Source organism: Streptomyces sp. R818, assembly GCF_056172735.1.
The window spans coordinates 933,632-957,108 of record NZ_JAOCNE010000006.1 but is presented as its reverse complement, the minus strand read 5'-3'; the positions used below and the strand labels follow the sequence as shown (position 1 = coordinate 957,108).

Below are 23,477 nucleotides of genomic sequence, written 5' to 3'. Positions count from 1 at the left end.
CGCAGCCGGACGGAGTTCACCCGGCGGCCCCGAACGCCTCGTCCATCTTCTTCGCGGCGTCGCCGGAGGCGGCCTCCACATCCTTACGGCCGCTGACGACCTCCTGGAACATGGTCGGCAGGACGAGCGAGGCGTCGATCTTCGCCCAGGCGGGCGAGGCGGGGACGAACTTCGTGCCCGCGCCCAGCGTCTTGACGAAGGGCGCGACGAACGGCTCCTTCTCGGCGACCTCGTCGCGGACGTCGGTGAAGGTCGGCAGGAAGCCCATGCCGTCGAAGAGGGCGCGCTGGGCGTCCTTCCCGGCGAGGCGCTTCATGAGGTCGACGGCGAGCGTGCGGTGCGAGGTGCTCTTGAGGACGCCGATGTTGTTGCCGCCGGCGAACGCGGGCGCGATCTCCCCGGCCTTGGTGCCGGGCAGCGGCACGACCGCGTACTTGCCCTTGACCTTGCCGTCCTCCATCGCCTGGTGGCTGAAGTCGCCACCGATGGCCATGGCGGCCTTGCCGGAGGCGAAGGCGGTGACGGTGTCGTTGCCGCCCATGCCCGCGCACTTGGCGGCCGGACAGTTGGCGTCGCCGAACAGCGAGGTGTACGCCTTGATGCCCTTCTGGGCGGCGGGCGAGTCCAGGGCGCTGGTGTAGGAGTCGCCCTTCTTCTCGGCGAGGTCGCCGCCGTTGGCCCAGATGAAGGGCATCGCGCCGTAGGTGTAGGCGCCGCCGACGGCGAGCCCGTACAGCTCGGGCCGCTGCTTGTGGATCTTCTTCGCGGTGGCGGCGAGCTCGTCCTGGGTCTTGGGGACGGATATGCCGAGGTCCTTGAAGACGTCGGTGCGGTAGTAGAGGGCGCGGACGCCGACGAAGTACGGGGCGCCGTAGACCTTTCCGCCGACCGTCACGGACTCCTTGGCGGTCGGGTCGGTGTCCTTCGCCTCGGACCAGGAGCCGAACTCGGCGCTCACGTCGGCGAGTCCGCCGTCCTTCACGTACCCGGCGGTGTCGGTGTTGCCGTACTCGATGACGTCGGGCGCGCTCTTCGGGTCGTTGAAGGCGGCCTTGATCTTCTCGGCGCGGGTGTCGACGGGGATGTACTCGACCTTGACCTTCGCCCCGTCATGGGCCTGCTCGAAGGCGTCGACGGCGGCGTCGACGGACTTCTGCTTGGGCCCGTTGTTGACCTCCTGGAAGAGCCAGACGCGCAGCGTGCCGCTCTTGTCGTCCTCGGCGGAGCCGCTGTTGTCGGAGGTGCCGGGCGCGCAGGCGGTGGCGGCGGCCAGGACGAGTGCGCCAAGTGCCGTCACTGGCACGGCACTTCTGAGCGGGAACTTCACGGGGAGCTTCAACGGAACGCCTCCGAGCTGTCGTTGCAACATACGCAATGGTTGTTTCGCTGTGCACAACAGGGAGGAGGCTAGAAGGACTGGACCAGTGAGCGCAATGGTTTACGTGAGGGAAGACACAAAGGCCCCTGGTGTGCGTCACCGCACACCAGGGGCCTGAGGGCAAGGATCAGAGAGCGGGCTACTTACCGCCGTCCTTGCCGCCGTCCTTGTCGCCGCCCGCGCCCATGGACTCGTAGATCTCCTTGCACATGGGACACACGGGGTACTTCTTCGGGTCGCGGCCCGGTACCCACACCTTGCCGCAGAGCGCGACGACAGGAGTGCCGTCGAGGGCGCTCGCCATGATCTTGTCCTTCTGGACATAGTGGGCGAAGCGCTCGTGATCGCCGTCGCCGTGCGACGTCTGCGGCGTCGGCTCTACGAGGGTCCCCGTACCTGTCCCGCGCTCGGGCTCAAGAGTGCTCATAGCAGCCAAGGGTACTGAAGGCCGCGCGCAGGACGAAGGGCCGCCGGGGACGGTCCCGGACCCGGTCAGTTGAGCGAGGGATCGTCCGGATAGGTCGCCACCATCGCCAGCTCGCTGCGCTGGCGGCGCAGGACCGCGCGCCACAGCCCCTCGGGCCGCGTCGCCGACACGTCACCGGGCTCCGACTCGACGACGTACCAGGCCCCGTCCGACAGCTCGCTCTGCAGCTGGCCCGGCCCCCAGCCCGCGTAACCGGCGAAGATCCGCAGCGAGCCGAGCGCCGCCGCGAGCAGTTCGGGCGGCGCCTCCAGGTCGACGAGGCCGATCGCGCCGTGCACCCGGCGCCAGCCGAGCGGGCCGTCCTCGCCGGGGATGACGGCGACGCCGAGCGCCGAGTCGAGGGAGACGGGCCCGCCCTGGAAGACGACGCCGGGCTCGCCGGCCAGGTCGCCCCAGCCCTCCAGGATGTCGCCGACGTCCACGGGGGTGGGCCGGTTGAGGACGACGCCGACCGAGCCCTCCTTGTCGTGGTCGAGGAGCAGCACCACCGCACGGTCGAAATTCGGGTCCGCGAGGGCGGGAGTGGCCACGAGCAACCGCCCTGTGAGCGAGGACACCTCGGTCATGCCAGACATGATCCCGCACTTTCCCGGCGCGGGGGGAGACAAGCGCGAGAACGACAGACCGGCAGCTCAGCGCGGACGCGACCGCGGAGGGCGCGAGCGGGCGGGCCGGTCACCCTTTGCGCCCTATTAGTAACGGTTCGTGTTGTAGCGAACTCATGACGGTCCAGCGCGTCCGCGGGCATACGGAACAGGGGCAAGCGGCCCTTACCCTTGTCCCTTGGCCCCCTGCCCACCCTCTTCGGAACGCGAGATACATGACCGTCACCGGCATTGACGACGTACTGCTTGTCCACGGCGGAACCCCGCTGGAGGGCGAGATCCGGGTCCGCGGCGCCAAGAACCTGGTGCCCAAGGCCATGGTGGCCGCGCTGCTCGGCAGCGCTCCGAGCCGGCTGCGCAATGTCCCCGACATCCGTGACGTCCGGGTCGTACGCGGTCTGCTGCAGCTGCACGGCGTGACGGTCCGCCCCGGTGAGGAGCCGGGCGAGCTGGTGATGGACCCCTCGCACGTGGAGTCGGCGAACGTCGCGGACATCGACGCGCACGCGGGTTCCTCCCGTATCCCGATCCTGCTCTGCGGCCCGCTCCTGCACCGCCTCGGCCACGCCTTCATCCCCGGCCTCGGCGGCTGCGACATCGGCGGCCGGCCGATCGACTTCCACTTCGAGGTGCTCCGCCAGTTCGGCGCGACGATCGAGAAGCGCGCCGACGGCCAGTACCTGGAGGCCCCGCAGCGGCTGCGCGGCACGAAGATCCGCCTCCCCTACCCGTCGGTCGGCGCCACCGAGCAGGTGCTGCTCACGGCCGTGCTCGCCGAGGGTGTGACGGAGCTCTCGAACGCGGCCGTCGAGCCGGAGATCGAGGACCTGATCTGCGTCCTGCAGAAAATGGGCGCGATCATCGCGATGGACACCGACCGCACCATCCGCATCACCGGTGTGGACAAGCTCGGCGGCTACACGCACCGCGCGCTCTCCGACCGCCTGGAGGCGGCGTCCTGGGCCTCCGCCGCGCTCGCCACGCACGGCAACATCTACGTCCGCGGCGCCCAGCAGCGGTCGATGATGACCTTCCTCAACACCTACCGCAAGGTCGGCGGCGCCTTCGAGATCGACGACGAGGGCATCCGCTTCTGGCACCCGGGCGGCCAGCTGAAGTCCATCGCCCTGGAGACGGACGTCCACCCCGGCTTCCAGACCGACTGGCAGCAGCCGCTCGTCGTGGCGCTCACGCAGGCCACCGGCCTGTCGATCGTCCACGAGACGGTGTACGAGTCCCGGCTCGGGTTCACCTCGGCGCTGAACCAGATGGGCGCGCACATCCAGCTCTACCGCGAGTGCCTGGGCGGGTCCGACTGCCGCTTCGGCCAGCGCAACTTCCTGCACTCGGCGGTCGTCTCGGGACCGACCAAGCTGGAGGGTGCCGACCTGGTCATCCCCGACCTGCGCGGTGGCTTCTCGTACCTGATCGCGGCGCTCGCCGCCCAGGGCACGTCCCGGGTGCACGGGATCGATCTGATCAACCGTGGCTACGAGAACTTCATGGACAAGCTCATCGAGCTCGGCGCCAAGGTCGAGCTGCCGGGCAAGGCGCTCGGCTAACCGCCGCGTTCCCTGGCTCTACGGCGATGGGGCCCACCCGGATGATCCGGGTGGGCCCCATCGCCGTTCCGGCGGCCGAGAGGCGCCCCAGGGCGTTCCTGGCCGTCTGCGGCGGCCCGGAGGCTGCCCCAGGGCGTTCGCGGCCGTCCGCGGCGGCCCGGAGACTGCCCCAGGGCGTTCGCGGCCGTCCGCGGGCACGTCGTGGCTGGTCGCGCAGTTCCCCGCGCCCCTGGACGGCGAGCTCCGCTCGCCCCAGGGGAAGGCTGCGCGCCAGCGCATGCCTTCAGGGGCGCGGGGAACTGCGCGAGAAGCCCCACCGGGTCGCACCCGGCAACGACACGCCGACCCGGCAGACGCTCCCCCGGAAAAGCCCGGCGGGCGGCCACCCGGGAATCCCGGGTGACCGCCCGCCGCAAAATCGCCGAAGGCTACTTACCCTTGGCGGCTTCCTTGAGCTTCGAGCCCGCGGAGACCTTCACGCTGTAACCGGCCGGGATGTTGATCGGGTCGCCGGTCTGCGGGTTACGAGCGGTGCGAGCGGCACGGTGGGTGCGCTCGAAGGTCAGGAAGCCGGGGATGGTGACCTTCTCGTCGCCCTTGGCAACGATCTCGCCGACGGTCTCGGCGAACGCGGCCAGCACGGCGTCGGCGTCCTTGCGGGTCACCTCGGCGCGGTCGGCCAGCGCGGCCACCAGCTCACTGCGGTTCATGTTTGTACTCCCGTGTTCTTCTTGCCGTTGAGGCGTGCCATACGGCCGGAGCCGTATGTGGGGCAACAGCGAAGCCGATGCTGCCAGGGTCTCGGTCAGGCCCGGGACCCGGGGTCCGTATCGCAGGACCCTCGCGCCCGCTGGGGGCGCCCCCTGGACCACGTCCTTGGGGAAGCATCCTGCCCCCACCAGCGGCGGTAAAGCCAATCCGGCACTGTGGGCATCACCTGGAAAGCCTTACCACCCAGGGGCCGGGGGCGGGTCGGGGCCTGCTTCCCGGCCACCCTAGAGGGCCCGGCGAGGCCCGTGATCCGCGACGCGCCGGGTCTCAGGCGGTCGTGGTGCCCGTCACAACCGTCCCGGCGGCCTTCGCGGCGTCGCGCACGGCACCGGCGACGGCGCCCGCGACCTTGTCGTTGAAGACGGACGGGATGATGTAGTTCGGGTTGAGCTCGTCCTCGCTCACCACGTCGGCCAGGGCCGTCGCGGCGGCCAGCATCATCTCCGTGTTGACCGTGCGCGACTGGGCGTCGAGCAGGCCGCGGAAGACGCCGGGGAAGACCAGGACGTTGTTGATCTGGTTGGGGAAGTCCGAGCGGCCGGTGGCCACGACGGCGGCCGTCTGGCGGGCGACCGCCGGGTCGACCTCGGGGTCCGGGTTCGCGAGCGCGAACACGATGGCGCCCTCGGCCATGGCGGAGACGTCGTCGCCGTCCAGGACGTTCGGGGCGGAGACGCCGATGAAGACGTCGGCGCCGACCACGGCCTCCTTGAGGGTGCCGGTGAGGCCCTCGGGGTTGGTGTTGTCGGCGATCCAGCGCAGCGGCGAGTCCTTGTCGGCGTCCTTGAGGTCCTCGCGGTCGGCGTGCACGACGCCGTGGATGTCGGCGACGACCGCGTTCTTCACGCCCGCCGCGAGCAGCAGCTTGAGGATGGCGGTGCCGGCCGCGCCCGCGCCCGACATGACGACGCGGATGTCGCCCATGCCCTTGTTGGCAACGCGCAGGGCGTTGGTGAGGGCCGCGAGGACGACGATGGCGGTGCCGTGCTGGTCGTCGTGGAAAACGGGGATGTCGAGGGCCTCGCGCAGGCGGGCCTCGATCTCGAAGCAGCGGGGCGCGGAGATGTCCTCCAGGTTGATGCCCGCGAAGCCGGGGGCGATCGCCTTGACGATCTCGACGATGGCGTCGGTGTCCTGGGTGTCCAGGCAGATCGGCCAGGCGTCGATGTCGGCGAAGCGCTTGAAGAGGGCGGCCTTGCCCTCCATGACCGGCATGGCGGCCATCGGGCCGATGTTGCCGAGGCCGAGCACGGCGGAGCCGTCCGTCACCACCGCAACGGTGTTGCGCTTGATGGTCAGGCGCCGGGCGTCCTCGGGGTTCTCGGCGATCGCCATGCAGACGCGGGCCACACCCGGCGTGTAGACCATGGAGAGGTCGTCACGGTTGCGGATGGGGTGCTTGGACTGCATCTCGATCTTGCCACCGAGGTGCATCAGGAACGTACGGTCGGAGACCTTCCCGAGCGTCACGCCCTCGATCTTGCGCAGCTCCGTGACGATCTCGTCCGCGTGGGACGTGGAGCTGGCCGCGATCGTGACGTCGATCCGGAGCTTCTCGTGGCCGGAGGCGGTGACGTCGAGGCCGGTCACCGAGCCGCCGGAGGACTCCACGGCGGTGGTGAGCTGCGAGACAGCCGTACCGCTCGCGGGCACCTCCAACCGGACCGTCATCGAGTAGGAGACGCTGGGCGCCGTTGCCATGGCCGACTTCCTCTGCTTTCACCGTGTAGCTGTTGCCGTCCGATGGTCGCACCTACCGCCGAGTACGTGGTAGCCGCATCGGATTGTGAACCTTACGTTCACCGTGTTTTCGGAAATGAGTTTCCACCATACGAGAAGTTGCGCCCGAGAGGAAGGGGCGCCCGGTCTCCCCGCGAAACGACGAGAGGCCCACGTCACTGAGTGACGTGGGCCTCTCGCTCTCCGTTCATGACACCGACCCGCCATGCTCGCCTCGCGGCAAGTGGTCCCTCAAAGGGACGATGGTTGGGCCCGGGGGCTTGGATCGAGCCGGTGCCACTTCAACGGTAACACCGGCTGCTCCCGACACAAGAGTCCGTCGCAAGAGTCCGTCCAAGGTCGGGCGGAGGGTCAGTCGCGCAGCAGATCCGGCACCCCGTCCGCGTCGGGTTCGTCGCGGTCGGCCGAGACCACGGTGAGCTGCTGCGTGGCGCGGGTCAGCGCCACGTACAGGACGCGCAGACCCGCCGGGGACTCGTCCGCGATCTCGGCCGGGGAGACCACGACCGTGGCGTCGTACTCCAGGCCCTTGGCCTCCAGGGAGCCGAGCGCGACCACCCGCTCGCCGAGCCCGTCCAGCCAACGGGCCGCCTCCGCCCGGCGGTTCATCGCGACGACGACGCCGACCGTGCCGTCGACCCGGTCGAGCAGCCGCGCCGCCTCCTCCCGGACGGCGCTGCCGAGCCGGTCCCGTACGACCGCGAAGCGCGGTTCGACGCCGGTGGAGCGGACCGCCGACGGGGACGGGGAGCCCGGCATCGCGAGCGCCAGGACCTTCGCCGCAAGCTCAGCGATCTCGGAGGGGTTGCGGTAGTTCACGGTGAGGGTGAAGCGGCGGCGCGGGCGGCTGCCGAGCGCCTCGTCGCGGGCGGCTGCCGCCTCGTCCGGGTCGGACCAGGAGGACTGCGCCGGGTCGCCGACCACGGTCCAGGTGGCGTGACGGCCACGGCGGCCGACCATGCGCCACTGCATCGGCGTGAGGTCCTGCGCCTCGTCGACGATGACGTGGGCGTACTCGGTACGTTCCTGGGCCAGGCGCTCGGCGCGCTCGCGCTGGGACTCCTCGCGCTGCGGCATCAGCTCCTCAAGCCCGGTGAGCTGGTCGAGCGGGTCGTACTCGCGCTTCTTCTTCGGGCGCGACGGGGTGCCGAGAATGGCGTTCAGCTCGTCCAGGAGCGCGACGTCGTGCACGGAGAGGGCGTCGCGCCGCAGGGACTTGGCGACCTTGCGGATCTCGCCCGGGTTCAGGACGCGCCGCGCCCACCGGCCCAGGCGCCGCTCGTCGGACATGGCGGTGAGGACGGCGCGGGGCGTCAGCTCCGGCCACCAGGCGTTCAGGAACCGTACGAAGTCGTCCTCGCCCGTGATGTCGTCGTCGAAGGAGGAGCGCAGCTCGGCGGCGAGTTCGGGGTCCGTGTGGCGGCTGCCCGCGCCGGACTGCTCCCACAGGGCGTCCAGGAGGAGCTTGCGGGCGCGCGGGCGCAGGTGGTTGACGGGGGCCGTGCCGCTGAGGGCGGCCTGGCGGATCCGGTTCAGCTGGTCGGCCTCCAGCTCCAGGCGGCGGCCGAAGGCGACGACGCGCAGGCGGGTGGGGGTGCCCGTCGCGGCCGGGGCCTCGTCGTCCTCCTCGCCGAAGGCGAGCTGTTCCGTGGGGGCCGGGCGGCCCGACTCCAGGGCGCCGCGCGCCGCCTTGCGCAGCACCTTCAGCATCCGCGAGGAGCCCTTGACGCGGGCGACGGCCGGGGAGTCGTACTCGCCGGCCTCGGCGCCGTCGACCAGGGAGCCGACCGCGCGGATCGCGACCTGGCCCTCCTCGCCGAGGGAGGGCAGGACGCCCTCGGTGTAGGCGACCAGGAGAGGCGTGGGCGAGACGATGAGGATGCCGCCCGCGTACCGGCGGCGGTCCTGGTAGAGGAGGTAGGCGGCGCGGTGCAGCGCCACCGCCGTCTTGCCGGTGCCGGGACCGCCCTCGACGTACGTGACCGACGCGGCGGGTGCGCGGATCACCTGGTCCTGCTCGGCCTGGATGGAGGCGACGATGTCGCGCATCGAGTGGGAGCGGGCCTGGCCGAGCGCGGCCATCAGGGCGCCGTCGCCGATGGCGGGGAGCCGCTCGCCGTCCAGGAACGCGGTCAGCTCGGGGCGCATGAGGTCGTCCTCGACGCCGAGCACCCTGCGGCCCTTGGAGCGGATGACGCGGCGGCGCACGACGCGGCCCGGGTCGACCGGCGTGGAGCGGTAGAACGGGGCGGCGGCGGGCGCCCGCCAGTCGATGACGAGCGGCGAGTAGTCCGCGTCCAGGACACCGATGCGGCCGATGTGCAGCGTCTCGGCGATGTCGGCCGTGCTGTCCGGGCGGACCGCGCCCTCGGCCGGTTCGACCGCCGTGTACGCGCCGTCCGGGCCCTTCTTGCCGTCCTTGCCCGGGAGCAGGTCGATACGGCCGAAGAGGAAGTCCTCGAACTCGTTGTTGAGCCGGCTGAGGTGGATGCCGGCGCGGAAGACCTGGGCGTCCCGCTCGGCGAGCGCCCCCGGCGTGCCGACCTGGCCGCGCTTGGCGGCGTCGTCCATCAGGAACTCCGCCTCGTGGATCTTCTCTTCCAGTCGGCGGTAGACGGCGTCGAGATGCTGCTGTTCGACGCCGATCTCGCGGTCACGAACGGAGTCCGTATCCGATTCCACCGCCGGATCCACGGCTGGATCCTGCTGAGCCTGAGCGGCCACCGGGCCCCCTTCTGACGTGCTGGGCAGCCGTCAAAGGTACGCGAAAGGGGGCCGGGCGGCTACGTCCGGGGCGGTTCGCCCGGCATCGGGGTCACGCGTGTACCTCCACCAGTCGTTCACCGTCGAGCGTCTCGACCTCGAAGCGGTCGATCTGGTCCCGGTCGAAGGCGGCTCCGCCGTGCACGTACAGCGGGTACGTCGCGTCCTCGTGCGGGCTGTCCTTGATGCCGTAGCCCCACTTCGGGACGGACCAGGTGGTGACCGTCTCGCGCGAGCCGTTCTTGCCGACCGCGACGAGGCTGCACTTCAGCGGGCCTTTGACGTTCTTCAGCTGGAGGACGGTGTGGGTCCCCCACGCCTTGTCCTCCATGCCGACGGTCGCGCTGACCTTCGTCGCCGCGTCGGTCGCCGACACCTTCTCGTCCATGTGGTGGAAGAAGGCGTCCTCGGCGGGGCTCGTCGGGTGCGGCTCCGCGAGGACCCCGGAACCGCCGCCGTCGGAGACCGCCATGACGGTGAGCGGGCCGCCGATGATCAGCGCCGCCGCGGCCGCCACCAGGTACAGGGAGCGGCGCCGCCTGCGCCCGCGCCTGCGCGCGACCTCGCCGGCCAGCGACTCCGCGAGCCGGTGGCTGGGCGCGGCGGCCAGCGACTCCCCGATGTGCCGGACGGCGGGCGCGTCGCGCCGGGGCGGCAGATCGGCGAGGGCGGCGAGCATCGGCTCCATCCCCGCGAACTCCTCCAGGCGCGCGGCGCACACCTCGCACCCCGCCAGATGGGCCTCGAAGGCGCTCGCCTCGGCGTCGTCGAGCACGCCCAGGACGTAGGCGCCGACCGCCTCGTGCACGTCGCCCGCCGGACCGTGCCCGGCCGGACCGTTCCCCCCGTACGCCGACGTCATGCCGTCACCCCCCGCTCCTCAAGCGCCAGCTTCATCGAGCGCAGCGCGTAGAACACGCGGGAGCGCACCGTGCCGCTGGGGATGCCGAGCGTCTCGGCCGCCTCATTGACCGTACGCCCCTTGAAGTACGTCTCCACGAGCACTTCGCGGTGCGCGGGGGTCAGGTCCTCCAGGGCGTCGGAGAGTGTCATCAGCCACAGCGCCTTGTCGATCTCGTCCTCCGCGGGGATGACCTCCAGCGGTGACGCGTCGACCTCCTGCGGCCGGGCCTGCCGGCTGCGGTGGCCGTCGATGACGATGCGTCGCGCGACCGTCACCAGCCAGGGGCGTACCGAGCCGGTCGCACGGTTGAGCTGACCGGCGTTCTTCCAGGCGCGGATGAGCGTCTCCTGCACGACATCCTCGGCGCGCTGCCGGTCCCCCGCGACCAGCCGCAGCACATAGGCGAGGAGGGGCCGCGCGTGCTCGGCGTAGAGCGCGCGCATCAGCTCCTCGTCCGGCTCCGGCGGCCGGGGCGCACGATGTCGGGCCCGGGGAGGGCGTTCATCGGCCACGGCGGAATCCTTGCGCACGCCTACCTCCGGTGTCCCCGGTTCGACGATCCGGCCGTCTTTTTTCGGCTGGGTTCGGGGAGGGATACGTAGACGAACGTGCCGCTGTTCAACGGCAGTTCGGGATTTTCCGGTGTCAGGCGCGCGCGAGGGCCGCCCTGCGGCGGTGCCGGGCCACGCGCTCCCGGTTGCCGCACACCTCGCTGGAGCACCAGCGGCGTCTGCGGCCCCGGGAGGTGTCGAGGTAGATGATCGGGCAGCTGTCGCCCTCGCACTGGCGCAGGCAGCCGCGGACGGCGGGGTCGGTGAGCAGCTCGACGACGTCCCTGGCGACGGCCGCGAGCAGCGCCGGGCAGCCGGGCGCCTCGTGCAGCGCGCGGACGAGCGCGCCGTCGGCGGTGCGGACGGCGCGGGGCGCGGGCGGGGCGGCGCGGGCGAGCAGGTTGACGCGTTCGAGGGCGGCGGAGGCGGGGCGCCCCGCCAGCTCGCCGCGAACCAACTGGCCTATGTGGAGGCGTAGTTCACGGAAGGCGGCGAGGCAGGCCGGGGTGCACGCGGCGAGCGCGGCGGGATCGGGCACGAGCCCCGCGCCGACGAGCCAGGCGCGCAGACGGTCGGTGGAGGTGAGGCGTTCGTCGGGGTGTGCGGTGGCGACCAGGTCCAGGCAGAGGCGTCCGGAGTCGAACCGCAACTCAGGGAGAGGGGGGAGGGAGGGCCCTGTGGGTACTGCTGCCATGCCCTCTACAGTGCCCGCCGCGCCGCCCCGCCGGAACCCCCGGTAACGGCGGTCTACTTGCGGAGGTGCGCGGGCGGCCCCTCGTGCAGCAGCCGCTGGAAGAGGATGTGGTCGCGCCACTCCCCCGCGATGTACAGGTACGCCGGGGCCCTGCCGTACTCCACGAAGCCGCACTTGGCGAGGACGCGCTGCGACGCCTGGTTGTCGAGGAGCGTGCCCGCCTCGACGCGGTGCAGGCCGAGTTCGTCGCGGGCGGCGCGGCAGACCTCCTCGACGGCGGCCGGGGTCAGGCCGCGGCCCGTGTACGCGGCGTCGATCCAGTAGCCCAGGCTGGCGCTGCACAGCGGGCCGCGCACGATGCCGGTCAGCATGAGGCGGCCGACGACGCGCTCACCGTCGAACAGCAGCCAGGACGCACTGTTCGGCTGCGCGAGCCGCTCGGCCTGCCCTGCCGCCGTGTAGAACTCGGGTTCACGCGGCGGCTCGGTCGCGCTCAGGTGCTCCCGGTTGCGCAGGTAGGCGTCGGCGAGGGCCTGCGCGTCACCGGGGGCGGCGGGGCGCAGGTCGACGGTGTCGGTGATCAGCATGTACGTACGGTACGTGCGAAAGACCCGGGTCGGGCCGGTCGAAGTGGGCGGCCGGGCCGCTGCGCGCGTGGCCGGGCCGCTACTCGTCCGCGTACTTCGCGTCCGCCGACGCCGGGTCGAGCGCGAGTCGGTACCCGCGCTTCACCACCGTCTGGATCAGCTTCGGCGTTCCGAGGGACGACCTGAGGCGGGTCATCGCCGTCTCCACCGCGTGCTCGTCGCTGCCCGCGCCGGGCAGCGCGCGCAGCAGTTCCGCGCGGGACACCACCCAGCCGGGCCGCCGCGCGAGGCACCGCAGGAGCGCCATGCCGGCGGGCGGCACCGGACGCAGTCCGCCGTCGACCATGACGGCGTGGCCGCGGATCTCCAGGCGGTGCCCGGCGACCGGCAGCGTACGCGCGCGTGCGGGCAGCTCGGTGCAGAGCAGCTGCACCAGCGGCCCGAGCCGGAAGCGCTCGGGCTGCACCGTGGGCACCCCGCGGTCCTGCAGTGGCAGCGCCGTGACCGGGCCGACGCAGGCCGGGACCACGTCGTGCCCGAGGGCCGCGAGGAGGTCGGGGAGGCGGCCGCGCTCCTCGGCCCGGTTGAGGAAGGAGACCGCCGCCGGGGCCGAGGTGAAGGTCAGCGCGTCGACGCCCCGGGTCAGCGTCGCGTCCAGGAGGCGGTCGAGGGGGCCGATGTCCTCCGGCGGCATCCACCGGTACACCGGCACGCCCACCACCTCGGCGCCGGCCTCGCGCAGCGCCTCCACGAAACCGGGCAGCGGCTCGCCGTGCAGCTGGACGGCGACGCGCCGGTCCTGGACGCCTTCGGCCAGGAGCCGTTCGAGCACCTCCGCCATCGACTCCGACGACGGCGACCACTCCTCGGTGAGGCCCGCCGCGCGGATCGCGCCCTTCACCTTCGGGCCGCGCGCGAGGACCTCCACGCCGCGCAGGCGGGCGAGCAGGGCTTCCCCGAGGCCCCAGCCGTCGGCGGCCTCGACCCAGCCGCGGAAGCCGATCGCGGTGGTCGCGACGACGATGTCGGGAGCGTTGTCGAGGAGCTCCTTGGTCGCGGAGAGGAGTTCGCTGTCGTCGGCGAGCGGCACGATGCGCAGCGCGGGCGCGTGCAGCACGGTGGCGCCGCGGCGCTGGAGGAGCGCGCCGAGTTCGTCGGCGCGGCGTGCGGCGGTCACGCCCACGGTGAACCCGGCGAGCGGGCCGTGCGCCTGTTCCGCCCCGGGGGCCTGCTGTGCGTCGTCCATGCTGGTTCTCGTCCCGCTCGACGGTCGTGTCGGTGCTGTGGTGCTCGGTGCGGTCGCGCCGACGTCCGAGCCTGTCAACTCGGCGTGACAGGCCCGGATCAGCGTGATTGCGTACGTGTTACGTGCCCGGCGCTCACACCTCGGCGTAGCTGAGCTGCGGCTTCGCCTCGGGGTTCGGCGCGGACGCGGAACGCGCCGCCGAGCTTCGAAGGTATACGGCCCAGGTCACCGCGAAGCACACCGCGTAGAAGACGAGGAAGGAGACGAAGGCGCCGGTGCCGGTGCCCGCCGTCTGGAAGGACTGGCGGAACGCGAGGTTGATGCCGAGCCCGCCGAGCGCCCCGACCGCGCCGATCAGCCCCATGGAGGCGCCGGAGAGGCGACGCCCGTACGCGGCGGCCTCCTCGCCGGTGAGGCCGAGGCCGAGCGCCTTGGCGTGGAAGATGCCGGGGATCATCTTGTACGTGGACCCGTTGCCGAGCCCGCTCAGCACGAAGACGACGATGAACGCGACGGTGAACAGGGCCAGGGACTCGCGTACCGAGGCGAGGATGACGACGGCGGTCGCGGCGCCCATCGCCACGAAGTTCCCCAGCGTGATGCGGGCCCCGCCGAACCTGTCCGCGAGCCGCCCGCCGACCGGCCTGATCAGTGAGCCGAGCAGCGGCCCGATGAAGGTGACCCCGGCCGCCTGGAGCGGCGTACGGCCGAACTGGGTCTGCAGGACGAGGCCGAAGGCGAACGAGTAGCCGATGAACGAGCCGAACGTGCCGACGTAGAGGAACGCCATGATCCAGGTGTGCGGGTCCTTGGCCGCGTCGCGCGCGGCCCCGGTGTCGTTCTTCACCGACGCCAGGTTGTCCATGTACAGCGCCGCGCAGACCGCCGAGACGACGATCAGCGGCAGGTAGACGCCGAGCAGGACGCGCGGGCCGCCGCCCGCGCCGATGACGGCGAGCGCGACGAGCTGGATGACGGGGACGCCGATGTTGCCGCCGCCCGCGTTCAGACCGAGCGCCCACCCCTTCTTCCTCATCGGGAAGAAGCTGTTGATGTTCGTCATGGAGGAGGCGAAGTTGCCGCCGCCGACACCGGTGAGCGCCGCGCACAGCAGGAACGTGCTGTACGACGTCCCCGGCTCCATGACGGCGAACGCGAGGGCGGCCGGCACGAGCAGCATGGTCGCCGAGATGACCGTCCAGGTCCGCCCGCCGAAGACGGCCACGGCGAACGTGTAGGGCACGCGCGCGAAGGCGCCGACCAGCGTGGCCATGGAGACGAGGAAGAACTTGCCCGCGGGGTCGATCCCGTACTCGGGCCCCATGAACAGGACCATGACCGACCACAGGGACCAGATCGAGAACCCGATGTGTTCGGAGAGGACGGAGAAGACGAGGTTGCGCCGGGCCACCTTGGCGCCCGTCTCCGCCCAGAACGCCTCGTCCTCGGGATCCCACCGCTCGACCCACTCACGGGTCCCGTTCCGGCCTGCCATCTCACGCCTCCAGGGTCACGGTTCCTGCCTGCCGCTCCTGACGGTAGGAAGCCGTGATTTCCGGCCTGTGGCGCGCGATGACCGGCGGGGAACGTTGCTCTCACCCGGGCCGGCGGCGGGCGGTGAGGCTCACCCCGGCCGGGGGCGGGCCGTGAGGGCCATGCGGGCCGTGAGGACCATGAGGACCATGAGGGCCGTGCGGGCCATGCGGGCCGTGAGGGCCGTGAGGGCCATGCGGGCCGTGAGGGCCGTGAGGCTCACCCGCGCCCCTGCATGACGAGCGCGTCCTCGGCCGGTATCCAGGCGCCCTCGGGCCGGTCGAGCCACCCCTCCTCCTCGGCGAGCGCGGTCGCGGCGGCCCGCAGCGCGTCGATCCCGGGGTGCTTCTGGCCTTTTCGCCACACGAGCGACACGGGCGACAGCGGGACGGGGTCCACGAGGGGCCGGAGCACCGATCCGGGCATGGGCGGAAAGCCGATCCCGGCCAGGACCGGATGGCCGTACTTCGCCATGATCCGCCGGAACTCCTCCTCGCCGACGGCGAGCGGCGCGGGCGGCGCGACCCTGATGCCGCGCCCGTCGAACAGCCGCCGGGCGAGATCGGTCCACTCGGGTGTCCGCGGATTGCCGGCGCCCGCGTAGATCGTCTCCCCGGCGAGCCGGTCGAGCGGTACGGCGTCGAGCCCGGCGAGGGGGTGCTCCTCGGGCAGCAGGACCGCCATCGGCTCGTACCGCAGGGGCTGCTGGGCGAGACGCTCCCGCACCGCCGGGTCGAGCCCCGCGAACCGGCCGAAGGAGACGTCGATACGCCCCGCGAGGAGTTCGGCGGCGGCGTACGTCAGGCCGCTCTCGTAGCGCGCCATCAGCTCGTGCCCGGGGGCGAGTGCGCGGGCCCGCGCGAGGACCAGCTCGTGCACGAGCCCGGGGCTGTTGACGTCCACGAGCAGCGGCCGTCCCTCGGACGCGGGGCCCGTGAACGCGGCGAGCAGCTCGTCCTGCGCCTCCATCACGCGCCGCGCGTACGGCAGCAGCCGGGCGCCCTCGGCGGTGAGCGTGACCTGCCGCGTGGTGCGCCCGAACAGCTCGGCGCCCAGCTCCCGTTCGAGCCGCCGGATGTCCCGGCTGAGCGCCTGCTGGGCCACGTAGAGCCGGGCGGCGGCGCGCGTGAAGTGCAGTTCGTCGGCGACGGCGAGGAAGGCGCGCAGGAGGCGCGGCTCGATGGTGGCGGCCATCCGGGGAACCTACAACGACTCACCACACCGACTCACAACATCGACTCACCACACCGACTTACATCACCGACTTACAACACAGGTGCGTCAATCGGTGCGGAGTAGGTGTTGGACCGGGCACACGACCTGCGGCGACGCTCTTGGCATGCCAGAGACAACCACGTCCGCCCCAGTGGCCGCCGCCCCGGCCGCCCGGAAGATGACCTACGCCCGCCTCTTCGCCGTCCCCGGCGCCCGCGCCTTCACGCTCGGCAACCTCATCGCCCGCTTCCCGCAGGGCATGTTCAGCATCAGCGCGGTCATCATGATCTCCGGGACGCGCGGCTCGTACGCGCTCGCCGGTGCCGTCACCGCGACGGGCCTGGTCGCCAACGCGGTCGTCGGCCCCTGGACCGCGCGCCTCGTCGACCGGTACGGGCAGGCCCGCGTCGCCGTCCCCGCGACGGTGATCTCCGCGTGCGGTTCGCTCGCCCTGCTCCTGTGCGTGCACCTCGGGGCGGCGGACTGGACCCTGTTCGCCGCCTACCTGGCATCGGCGGCCACGCCCAACACGGGCGGCATGTCCCGGGCCCGCTGGGCGCACCTCCTCAAGGGCGACGCGGACGCGCTGCACACCGCGAACTCCTTCGAGCAGGCGGCCGACGAGCTGTGCTACATGCTCGGCCCGGTCGTGGCCGCCTTCCTGTGCGGCACCTTGTTCCCGGAGGCGGGCACGCTGGTCAGCGTCGTGCTCATGGTGACCGGCGTGCTGATCTTCGCCGCGCAACGCGCCACGGAACCCCCGCCCCACGCCCGTACAGAGGCGACGAAGACGCCCCTACGCGCGCGTGGCATGCCGCCGCTCCTCATCGCCTTCCTCGCGACGGGCGCGATCTTCGGCTCCCTCGAAGTCGTCACGGTCGCCTTCGCGGACGCGCAGGGGCACAAGACGTGGGCGGGCGGCATCCTGGCGCTCCAGGCGGCGGGGTCGTGCGCGGCGGGCCTCGTCTACGGGGCGCGGAAACCGGCGGGCCCGGCCGACCGGCGGCACCCGGTGTGCGTCGCCGCGATGGCCGCCCTCATGACGCTGCCGCTGCTCGCGGCGGCCGTCACCGGCTCGCTCCTCGCGCTCGGCGGCGCGCTCCTGATCGCGGGCATGGCGACGGCGCCGACGATGGTGACCGGCATGACCCTCGTCCAACAACGCACACCAGCGGCCCAGTTGAACGAGGGCATGACCCTCGCCGTGACCGGCCTGCTCGGCGGCATCGCGTGCGGTTCCGCGACGGGCGGCGCCGTGGTGGAGCACTGGGGCCCCACCACGGCGTACACCGTTCCGGTCGTGGCGGCGGTGACGGCGCTGCTGCTCGCGCTCTACGGATACGTACGCGCGCGGGATGTGCGGGGCGTCAGCAGGTGACGGGCTTGCGCCACGAGCACTCCAGCCCGCCCGCGTCCGCGTCCGGCACGGCCTTCCCCGCCTTCGGCGCGACACCCGCCGCCGCCTTCCGCGCGGTCGATTCGGCGAGGGTCACCACGATCGCGTCCTCCAGCGGCTTCACCGAGGCGGCGAGGTAGTTGTTCTGGACGACGCTGTAGACGAGCTCGCGCCCGTCGGCGTCCTTCACGTAGCCGGACAGCGCGCTCGCCCCGGTCAACGAGCCGGTCTTGCCGCGGGCGTTGAGCGCGGCCGGGGTGTCACACATCCGCGTCCGCAGCGTCCCGCCGACGAACCGGTCCGGGTCGCAGGCGACGGGCAGCGACGTGTACCAGTCGGCGTACCAGGGCTCGTCCCGTACGGAGAGCAGCAGGTCGGCGATCTGCCGGGCGGCGAAGTTGTCCTTGCGCGACAGGCCCGAACCGTCGACCTGCCGGATCTTGCCCGCGTCGACCCCGGCGGCCTTCAGGTAGGAGGCGATGGCGGCGATCCCGTCGCCCCAGTTGCCGGGGCGGCCCGTCGCCTCGTACCCCATGGCCTTGGTGAGCGACTCGGCGTGCATGTTGTTGGAGAGCTTCATGAACGGGACGAGCAGGTCCTTCAGCGCCATCGAGTCGTGCGTGGCGAGCACCTTCGCACCGGGCGGGGTGGCGCGGCCCGGCTCGGTGGCGCCTCCGACCTTCACCCCGTGGGCGGCGAGCGCGTCGCGGAAGACGGCGGCGGCGTACCCCGTCGGCTCCCACACGGTGACCCACTCCTTGGTGGTGTCGCCGCCGGCCGGCACGGTCCCGCTGACGGTGATCGTGTTGGTGCCGTGCTGCCGCTCGACGGCGATGCTGTCCGCTCCCCCGGCGGCCACGGTGCGCGCCCGCACGTCGAAGCGCACGTAGTCCGTCCTGGGCGTGACGCGCACGCGCGGCCTGTCCCCGGCCTTGCTTCCCGGCTCGACCTCGACGATGACGGTCCCGGTGTCGTAGTCGGTGTCGGGCGCGACGCTGAGCGCCGAGATCTGGGCGGCGTAGTACGAGGACTCGTCGTCGGCGCCCCAGGTGTCGCCCTGGCGGCGGTCGTCGAACCGGGTGTCGTCGGCGACCAGCCGCCCGTCGACCCGCCGCACCCCGGCGGCGGCGACGTCGGCGGCCAGCTTGTCGTAGTCGGCGGCGAGCGTGGTCGGGTCGCCGGTCCCGCGCAGGTACAGGTCGCCGTGGAGCACCCCGCCGCGCACGCGCCCGGCGGCGAGGACATCGGTCGTGAACCGGTAGCCGGGGCCCAGGAGCCCCATCGCCGCGGCCGACGTGGCGAGCTTGGTGTTGGACGCGGGCATCAGCCGCCCGGTCGGGTTGTGCTGGTACAGGGTCTCGCCGGTGGCGGCGTCGGCCACCACGACACTGGCCGCGCCGCCCTCCATGCGCGGATCGCCCAGGATGGTGTCGATGGCCTCGGGCAGCCCGCTGGGGTCGGCGTCGGCCCCGGCGCTCCCGCCGCCCCACGACAGGGTGGCGGCGGCCACACCGAGGACGACGGGCCAGACCCCTCTCCGGTACGCCTTGCTCCGGTACGCCTTGCTTCGGTACGCCGTACGAGGTTCGCTGTCAGCTCTGCTCATGCCACAGGAGCATCCCGGAGACCCGACGGGCCGCCAAGACCCGCGGACCGGCCAGGCCCCAGCGATCAGCCGAGGCCCCAGGAGTGCCCGAGCACCTGGGCGGCGCACAGGTTCACGTCGAGGATGTACGCCCCGGCGGTTCCGCACTGCGCGGCCCCGCTCCCCGGGTCGACGGGCTGCCCGTGCCCCATGCCGGTGATGCTGTACGTCTCGACGGCGGTGGCCCCGGAGGCGTCACGGAAGACCTGGTGCGGATACCCGGCGACGCTGTCGCTCGCATCGGCGACCTGATCGGCGCCGCGCACATTGGTCCACTGCTTGGCCAGATCGGCCATGTTCACGGGCTTCACGGTGTAGTCGGCGCTGCCCTGGAACACGGTGAGACGGGGCCAGGGCCCCGCGTACCCGGGCCGCGCGGCCCGCACCCGGTCACCCCACTGCCCGGCGCTCTGCGTGGCCCCGACATACATGCAGACGTACGGGGATCCGGCGGCCTGCGCGCACCCGTAGGGCAGCCCGGCGACGACGCCCCCGGCCGCGAACTTCTCCGGGTAGGCGGCCATCATCACGGCCGTCATGGCGCCCCCGGCGCTGAGCCCGGTCACGTACACCCGGGACGGGTCCGCGCCCGCGTCGGCGACCTGCCTGTCGACCATCTGCGCGACCGAGGCGGCCTCGCCCTGCCCGCGCGCGATGTCCCCGGCCTGGAACCAGTTGAAGCAGGACTGGAGGTTGTTGCCCGAGGTCTGCTGCGGCAGCACGACGGAGAACCCCCACCGCTCGGCCAGCTCGGTCCACCCGCTGCCGGCCCCGTACCCGGCGGCGTTCTGCGTACAGCCATGCAGAACGACCACCACGGGCCGCCCACCCGGCAGCCCCTCGGGAACGTAACGGAACATCTTGAGCGCCCCGGGGTTGGACCCGAACCCGGTGACTTCCTGGACGCCGGACGCGGCGGCGGAGGCCTGGGGAACCGCCGGGAGGAAGAAGGCGAGGACGGCCAGGAGAACGGTTGCGGCTCTGGTGTGTGTCATGGCAAGCGAAAGTAGGACCGCCTCCGGTTCCCGGACATGGGGCCGGGCCACACAACGACAAAGGCCCGGCTGTGTGAACAGCCGGGCCTCAGCGCATGGGGTGGTGGAGATGGCGGGAATCGAACCCGCGTCCAACGGTGCAGCAGCAGGGCTTCTCCGAGCGCAGTTCGCTGCGATTTTCTCGGCCCCGGAGATCACGCGAACAAGTCTCCGACGGGCCCAGTCACTGTTTGGTTTCCCATCGAACCCCGTGACCGGGCTCGATGGTTTAGTCCCCTAGATTATGCCAGGGTCCGGGTCGGGAACATCCCCGGGCTGACACCCATTTAGGGTCCTTCACTCACTGCTTATTAGGCAGCGAGGGCGAAGGACTGGGAATCGCTCTTGGAATTGGCGATTATTGGTTGCGACATATGGTTTACGAGATCATTGCCGCTTCCTCGGCTCGCTTCCCCTGCTTCGACAGCCGCTGTCGAAACCGATCATCCCCATGTTGTTTTTTCAAATGGACCTTACGGCCCGTGGACCTCGCGGTCCGGTGCCCCTGCCGTGAGGAGCAGTCCCATCGTACGTGACCAACGGGCGGGCGTGCCAGCTTATTCCCCGGCGCCGCCTCAGCCCTGCTGCGCCCGCTGGCGCCGCTTCGCCGCCGCGATGGCGCGGTCCGACTCCCGCCGGTCCTGCTGCTCGCGCAGCGTCTGGCGCTTGTCGTACTCGCGCTTGCCCCGGGCGAGCGCGATCTCGGCCTTGGCGCGGCCGTCCTTGAAGTAGAGGACCAGCGGCACGATCGTGTGCCCGGTCTCCTGCGACTTCGACTCCAGCTTGTCGATCTCCTCGCGGTGCAGGAGCAGCTTGCGCTTGCGGCGCACGGAGTGGTTGGTCCACGTGCCCTGGCTGTACTCCGGGATGTGGGCGTTGTGCAGCCACGCCTCACCGCCGTCGATCTGCACGAAGCCGTCGACCAGGGAGGCCCGTCCCTGGCGCAGCGACTTGACCTCCGTGCCGGTCAGCACGAGGCCGGCCTCGTAGGTGTCGATGATGGCGTAGTCGTGGCGCGCCTTCTTGTTCTGCGCGACGATCTTGCGCTTGCCGTCCTTCTTGCCGGACGCGTCCCCCTTGCCCTGCTTGGGCTGGGACTCCTTCGGTACGAACATTGACTTGGCCATAGTGCTGGCCATTTTCGCACTACGAGGGGGTGCCGAGGCCACTCAATACTGTCTCGGCCCGCTGCCGGGCGCCGTTCTCGGCCTCCAGGTCGGGCGTGATGCCGTGGCCGTCGACGCTCCGGCCGCCGGGGGTGCGGTAGTGGCCGACGGTCAGCTCCGCGACGGAGCCGCCGGGCAGCCGGCTCGGCATCTGCACGGAGCCCTTGCCGAAGGTCCTGGTGCCCACGACGACCGCGCGGCCGCGGTCCTGGAGGGCGCCGGTGAGCAGTTCGGCCGCGCTCATCGTCCCGCTGTCGACGAGCACGACCACCGGTCTGGTGGTGTCCCCGCCGCGCTCGGCGTGCAGGGCGCGCTGCTCGCCCCGTACGTCGTACGTGGCCACGAGCCCGCCGTCCAGGAACGCGGAGGCCGCGCTGACGGCCTCGGTGACCAGGCCGCCGGAGTTGCCCTGGAGGTCCAGGACGACGCCCGCGCGCGCGGGCGCCTCGCGCACCGCCCGGCGCACCTGGGCGCCGGTGCCCTTGGTGAAGGCGCTGACCTTGATCAGTTCGGCGCCGGAGGGGAGGCGGGTCGTCGTGACGTTGTCGGTGGTCAGGTTGGCGCGGTGCAGCGTCTCGCTCCACGCGCGCGTGCCGCGCCGCAGCCCGACGCGGACGGGCGTGCCCGCGTGCTCGCCGCGCAGCAGGCGGAGGACCTCGGTGACGGGGCGCCCGGTGACGGGCTTGCCGTCGACGGCGGAGATGCGGTCGCCCTCGCGGACCCCGGCGAGCTGCGCGGGCGAGCCGGCGCGGACCTTGGTGATCTGGACGTCGCCGTCGGCGGCGCGGCGGGCCCGCAGGCCGACGCCGGTGTACTCGCCGTCCAGGGCCTGCTCGAACTCCTCGAACTCGCCCTGCGAGTAGACGGCGCCCCAGCGGTCGCCGCTGCGGCTGACGGCCTCCTCGGCGGCGAGCGTCGGGGACTTGCCGTCCTCGACGGCCTCGGCGGCGGCTTCGGTGGGGTCGGTCGAAGCCGCCGGGGCCGCATGGTCGTCGATGTGCCGCTGCGGCGCGGCGGCGACCGAACGGCCCGGCTCGGTGGCGGAATCCTGTGCGTCGTCGGGCCAGGAACCGGTCGCGGCGCCCGCGGCGAGCACGCTCGCGAAGACGAATGTCAGGGCGGCCCCGCGGCCGATACGGCGGGGCCCAGGGTGCGCGGAGAGCGCGTGGAACAGATCCCGGCGGCCTGACATGTCGGTGAGTCTAGGACAACGTGGGGCGCCGTACGGGAGGTTGACCCGCCCGGCGCCCCGTGGCACGGGGGACTCTCGTCACACCTTCAGGTACTTGCGCAACGCGACGAACGCGGCCAGCGCGGGCATCAGCACGCTCACGGCGAGGATGAGCGGCAGCTTGGTCAGCACCGCGTCCCAGCCGATGAAGTTGATGAGCTGCAGCTTGTCGGAGAGCGCGACGCCGTTGTCGATCACGAAGTACTGGCCGGCCGCCAGGAAGACGCAGGCGATGCCGCCGCCGATGAGCCCGGCGACCGCCGCCTCCATGATGAACGGCGCCTGGATGTAGAAGCCGGACGCGCCGACGAGCCGCATGATGCCGGTCTCGCGGCGCCGGGAGAACGCGGACACCCGCACGGTGTTCACGATCAGCAGCAGCGCCACGACGAGCATCACGAGCATGACGGCCCCGGCCGCCACGTTGAGGTAGCCGAGCAGCCGGAAGAGGTTGTCGAGGACGCCCTTCTGGTCCTGCACGGACTGCACACCGGCCCGGCCGTTGAACGCGGTCGCGATGACCTCGTACTTCTCCGGGTCCTTGAGCTTGATCCGGTACGACTCCTGCAGCTGGTCCGGGGTGAGCGAACTGGCCAGCGGGGAGTCGCCGAACTGCTCCTTGTAGTGCTTGTACGCCTCGTCCTGGGACTCGTACGTGACCTTCTGGACGACGTCCATCTTGGCGAGGTCGTCCTGGATCTGCTTCTTCTGCTCGGCGGTGACCGGGCCCTTGGCGCAGTTCGGGTCGGACTCGGCGTCTCCCTTGTTGCACAGGAAGATCGAGACGTTGACCTTGTCGTACCAGAAACCCTTCATCTGGTTGACCTGGTCGCTCATGAGCAACGAGCCGCCGAACAGGGCGAGCGAGAGGGCCACCGAGATGATGACGGCGAAGGTCATCGTGAGATTGCGGCGGAGACCGACACCGATCTCCGACAGGACGAATTGGGCACGCATAGCGCTTACTGA

At 71.7% G+C, this 23,477-nt stretch carries 21 protein-coding genes and 1 other RNA gene; 2 read left to right on the top strand and 20 right to left on the bottom strand.

Annotation, left to right across the window (positions count from 1 at the left end):
• Positions 1-16: 16 nt before the first annotated feature.
• The 3 genes from N5I75_RS20755 to N5I75_RS20745 all read right to left on the bottom strand — a co-directional run bounded on the left by N5I75_RS20755 (position 17) and on the right by N5I75_RS20745 (position 2,431).
• A complete protein-coding gene (locus N5I75_RS20755) occupies positions 17-1,327 on the bottom strand; it encodes an extracellular solute-binding protein (protein WP_476679564.1) in 1,311 nt (436 codons plus the stop codon).
• 190 nt (positions 1,328-1,517) lie between these two features.
• The gene (locus N5I75_RS20750) at positions 1,518-1,805 is read right to left on the bottom strand and encodes a DUF3039 domain-containing protein (RefSeq protein WP_361070292.1); all 288 of its coding nucleotides are present in this window, start codon (positions 1,803-1,805) and stop codon (positions 1,518-1,520) included.
• Between the two features lie 65 nt (positions 1,806-1,870).
• Complete coding sequence (locus tag N5I75_RS20745; protein ID WP_476679378.1) at positions 1,871-2,431, bottom strand: YqgE/AlgH family protein; 561 nt, start codon at positions 2,429-2,431, stop codon at positions 1,871-1,873.
• Between the two features lie 254 nt (positions 2,432-2,685).
• On the opposite strand from N5I75_RS20745, the gene murA reads away from it, so the two are divergent.
• The gene (gene murA / locus N5I75_RS20740; RefSeq protein WP_476679377.1) at positions 2,686-4,032 is read left to right on the top strand and encodes a UDP-N-acetylglucosamine 1-carboxyvinyltransferase; all 1,347 of its coding nucleotides are present in this window, start codon (positions 2,686-2,688) and stop codon (positions 4,030-4,032) included.
• 428 nt (positions 4,033-4,460) lie between these two features.
• On the opposite strand, the gene N5I75_RS20735 is transcribed toward murA, so the two are convergent.
• The 11 genes from N5I75_RS20735 to N5I75_RS20685 form a co-directional block, all read right to left on the bottom strand.
• Complete coding sequence (locus N5I75_RS20735; RefSeq protein WP_105974351.1) at positions 4,461-4,742, bottom strand: HU family DNA-binding protein; 282 nt, start codon at positions 4,740-4,742, stop codon at positions 4,461-4,463.
• Positions 4,743-5,070: 328 nt separating this feature from the next.
• The gene (locus N5I75_RS20730) at positions 5,071-6,504 is read right to left on the bottom strand and encodes an NAD-dependent malic enzyme (RefSeq protein ID WP_476679376.1); all 1,434 of its coding nucleotides are present in this window, start codon (positions 6,502-6,504) and stop codon (positions 5,071-5,073) included.
• Between the two features lie 390 nt (positions 6,505-6,894).
• Positions 6,895-9,267, bottom strand: coding sequence for a HelD family protein (locus tag N5I75_RS20725; protein WP_476679375.1), 2,373 nt, complete (start codon positions 9,265-9,267; stop codon positions 6,895-6,897).
• A 91-nt stretch (positions 9,268-9,358) separates the two neighbouring features.
• Positions 9,359-10,168, bottom strand: a complete 810-nt coding sequence (locus tag N5I75_RS20720) for an anti-sigma factor family protein (protein WP_476679374.1) — start codon at positions 10,166-10,168, stop codon at positions 9,359-9,361.
• A complete protein-coding gene (locus N5I75_RS20715) occupies positions 10,165-10,740 on the bottom strand; it encodes a sigma-70 family RNA polymerase sigma factor (RefSeq protein WP_324774160.1) in 576 nt (191 codons plus the stop codon). The genes N5I75_RS20720 and N5I75_RS20715 overlap by 4 nt, the downstream gene beginning before the upstream one ends.
• Positions 10,741-10,855: 115 nt before the next feature.
• On the bottom strand, positions 10,856-11,455 hold the full coding sequence (locus N5I75_RS20710; protein WP_476679373.1) for a CGNR zinc finger domain-containing protein: 600 nt from the start codon (positions 11,453-11,455) through the stop codon (positions 10,856-10,858).
• Positions 11,456-11,508: 53 nt separating this feature from the next.
• Positions 11,509-12,042: a GNAT family N-acetyltransferase gene (locus tag N5I75_RS20705; protein WP_476679372.1), complete on the bottom strand. Its 534-nt coding sequence runs from the start codon at positions 12,040-12,042 to the stop codon at positions 11,509-11,511.
• A 79-nt stretch (positions 12,043-12,121) separates the two neighbouring features.
• The gene (locus N5I75_RS20700; RefSeq protein WP_476679371.1) at positions 12,122-13,288 is read right to left on the bottom strand and encodes a uroporphyrinogen-III synthase; all 1,167 of its coding nucleotides are present in this window, start codon (positions 13,286-13,288) and stop codon (positions 12,122-12,124) included.
• A gap of 133 nt (positions 13,289-13,421) precedes the next feature.
• Positions 13,422-14,783 carry a nitrate/nitrite transporter gene (locus N5I75_RS20695; RefSeq protein ID WP_476679370.1) on the bottom strand — a complete coding sequence of 454 codons (1,362 nt, stop codon included), beginning with the start codon at positions 14,781-14,783 and terminating at the stop codon, positions 13,422-13,424.
• A gap of 129 nt (positions 14,784-14,912) precedes the next feature.
• Entirely contained in the window at positions 14,913-15,044 is a 132-nt protein-coding gene (locus N5I75_RS20690) for a hypothetical protein (RefSeq protein ID WP_476679369.1), read from the bottom strand.
• Positions 15,041-16,015 carry a LysR family transcriptional regulator gene (locus N5I75_RS20685; protein ID WP_476679368.1) on the bottom strand — a complete coding sequence of 325 codons (975 nt, stop codon included), beginning with the start codon at positions 16,013-16,015 and terminating at the stop codon, positions 15,041-15,043. Before N5I75_RS20685 ends, N5I75_RS20690 begins: the two co-directional genes overlap by 4 nt.
• A gap of 145 nt (positions 16,016-16,160) precedes the next feature.
• Between N5I75_RS20685 and N5I75_RS20680 the strand changes: the two genes are divergently transcribed.
• On the top strand, positions 16,161-17,414 hold the full coding sequence (locus N5I75_RS20680; protein WP_476679367.1) for an MFS transporter: 1,254 nt from the start codon (positions 16,161-16,163) through the stop codon (positions 17,412-17,414).
• Here N5I75_RS20680 and dacB read toward each other — a convergent pair.
• From dacB to ftsX, 6 genes are all read right to left on the bottom strand, one after another.
• Complete coding sequence (gene dacB, locus N5I75_RS20675; RefSeq protein ID WP_476679366.1) at positions 17,404-19,038, bottom strand: D-alanyl-D-alanine carboxypeptidase/D-alanyl-D-alanine endopeptidase; 1,635 nt, start codon at positions 19,036-19,038, stop codon at positions 17,404-17,406. The two genes, N5I75_RS20680 and dacB, sit on opposite strands and share 11 nt — an antisense overlap.
• A 65-nt stretch (positions 19,039-19,103) precedes the next feature.
• Entirely contained in the window at positions 19,104-20,072 is a 969-nt protein-coding gene (locus tag N5I75_RS20670) for an extracellular catalytic domain type 1 short-chain-length polyhydroxyalkanoate depolymerase (RefSeq protein WP_476679365.1), read from the bottom strand.
• Between the two features lie 101 nt (positions 20,073-20,173).
• Positions 20,174-20,562, bottom strand: a transfer-messenger RNA (tmRNA) gene (ssrA, locus tag N5I75_RS20665).
• Positions 20,563-20,686: 124 nt separating this feature from the next.
• The gene (gene smpB, locus N5I75_RS20660) at positions 20,687-21,226 is read right to left on the bottom strand and encodes an SsrA-binding protein SmpB (RefSeq protein ID WP_476679364.1); all 540 of its coding nucleotides are present in this window, start codon (positions 21,224-21,226) and stop codon (positions 20,687-20,689) included.
• A 31-nt stretch (positions 21,227-21,257) separates the two neighbouring features.
• Positions 21,258-22,469, bottom strand: a complete 1,212-nt coding sequence (locus N5I75_RS20655) for a S41 family peptidase (RefSeq protein WP_476679363.1) — start codon at positions 22,467-22,469, stop codon at positions 21,258-21,260.
• Positions 22,470-22,547: 78 nt separating this feature from the next.
• Positions 22,548-23,465 (bottom strand): permease-like cell division protein FtsX, encoded by a 918-nt coding sequence (gene ftsX, locus N5I75_RS20650; RefSeq protein ID WP_476679362.1) that lies wholly within the window; start codon positions 23,463-23,465, stop codon positions 22,548-22,550.
• Positions 23,466-23,477: the final 12 nt, after the last annotated feature.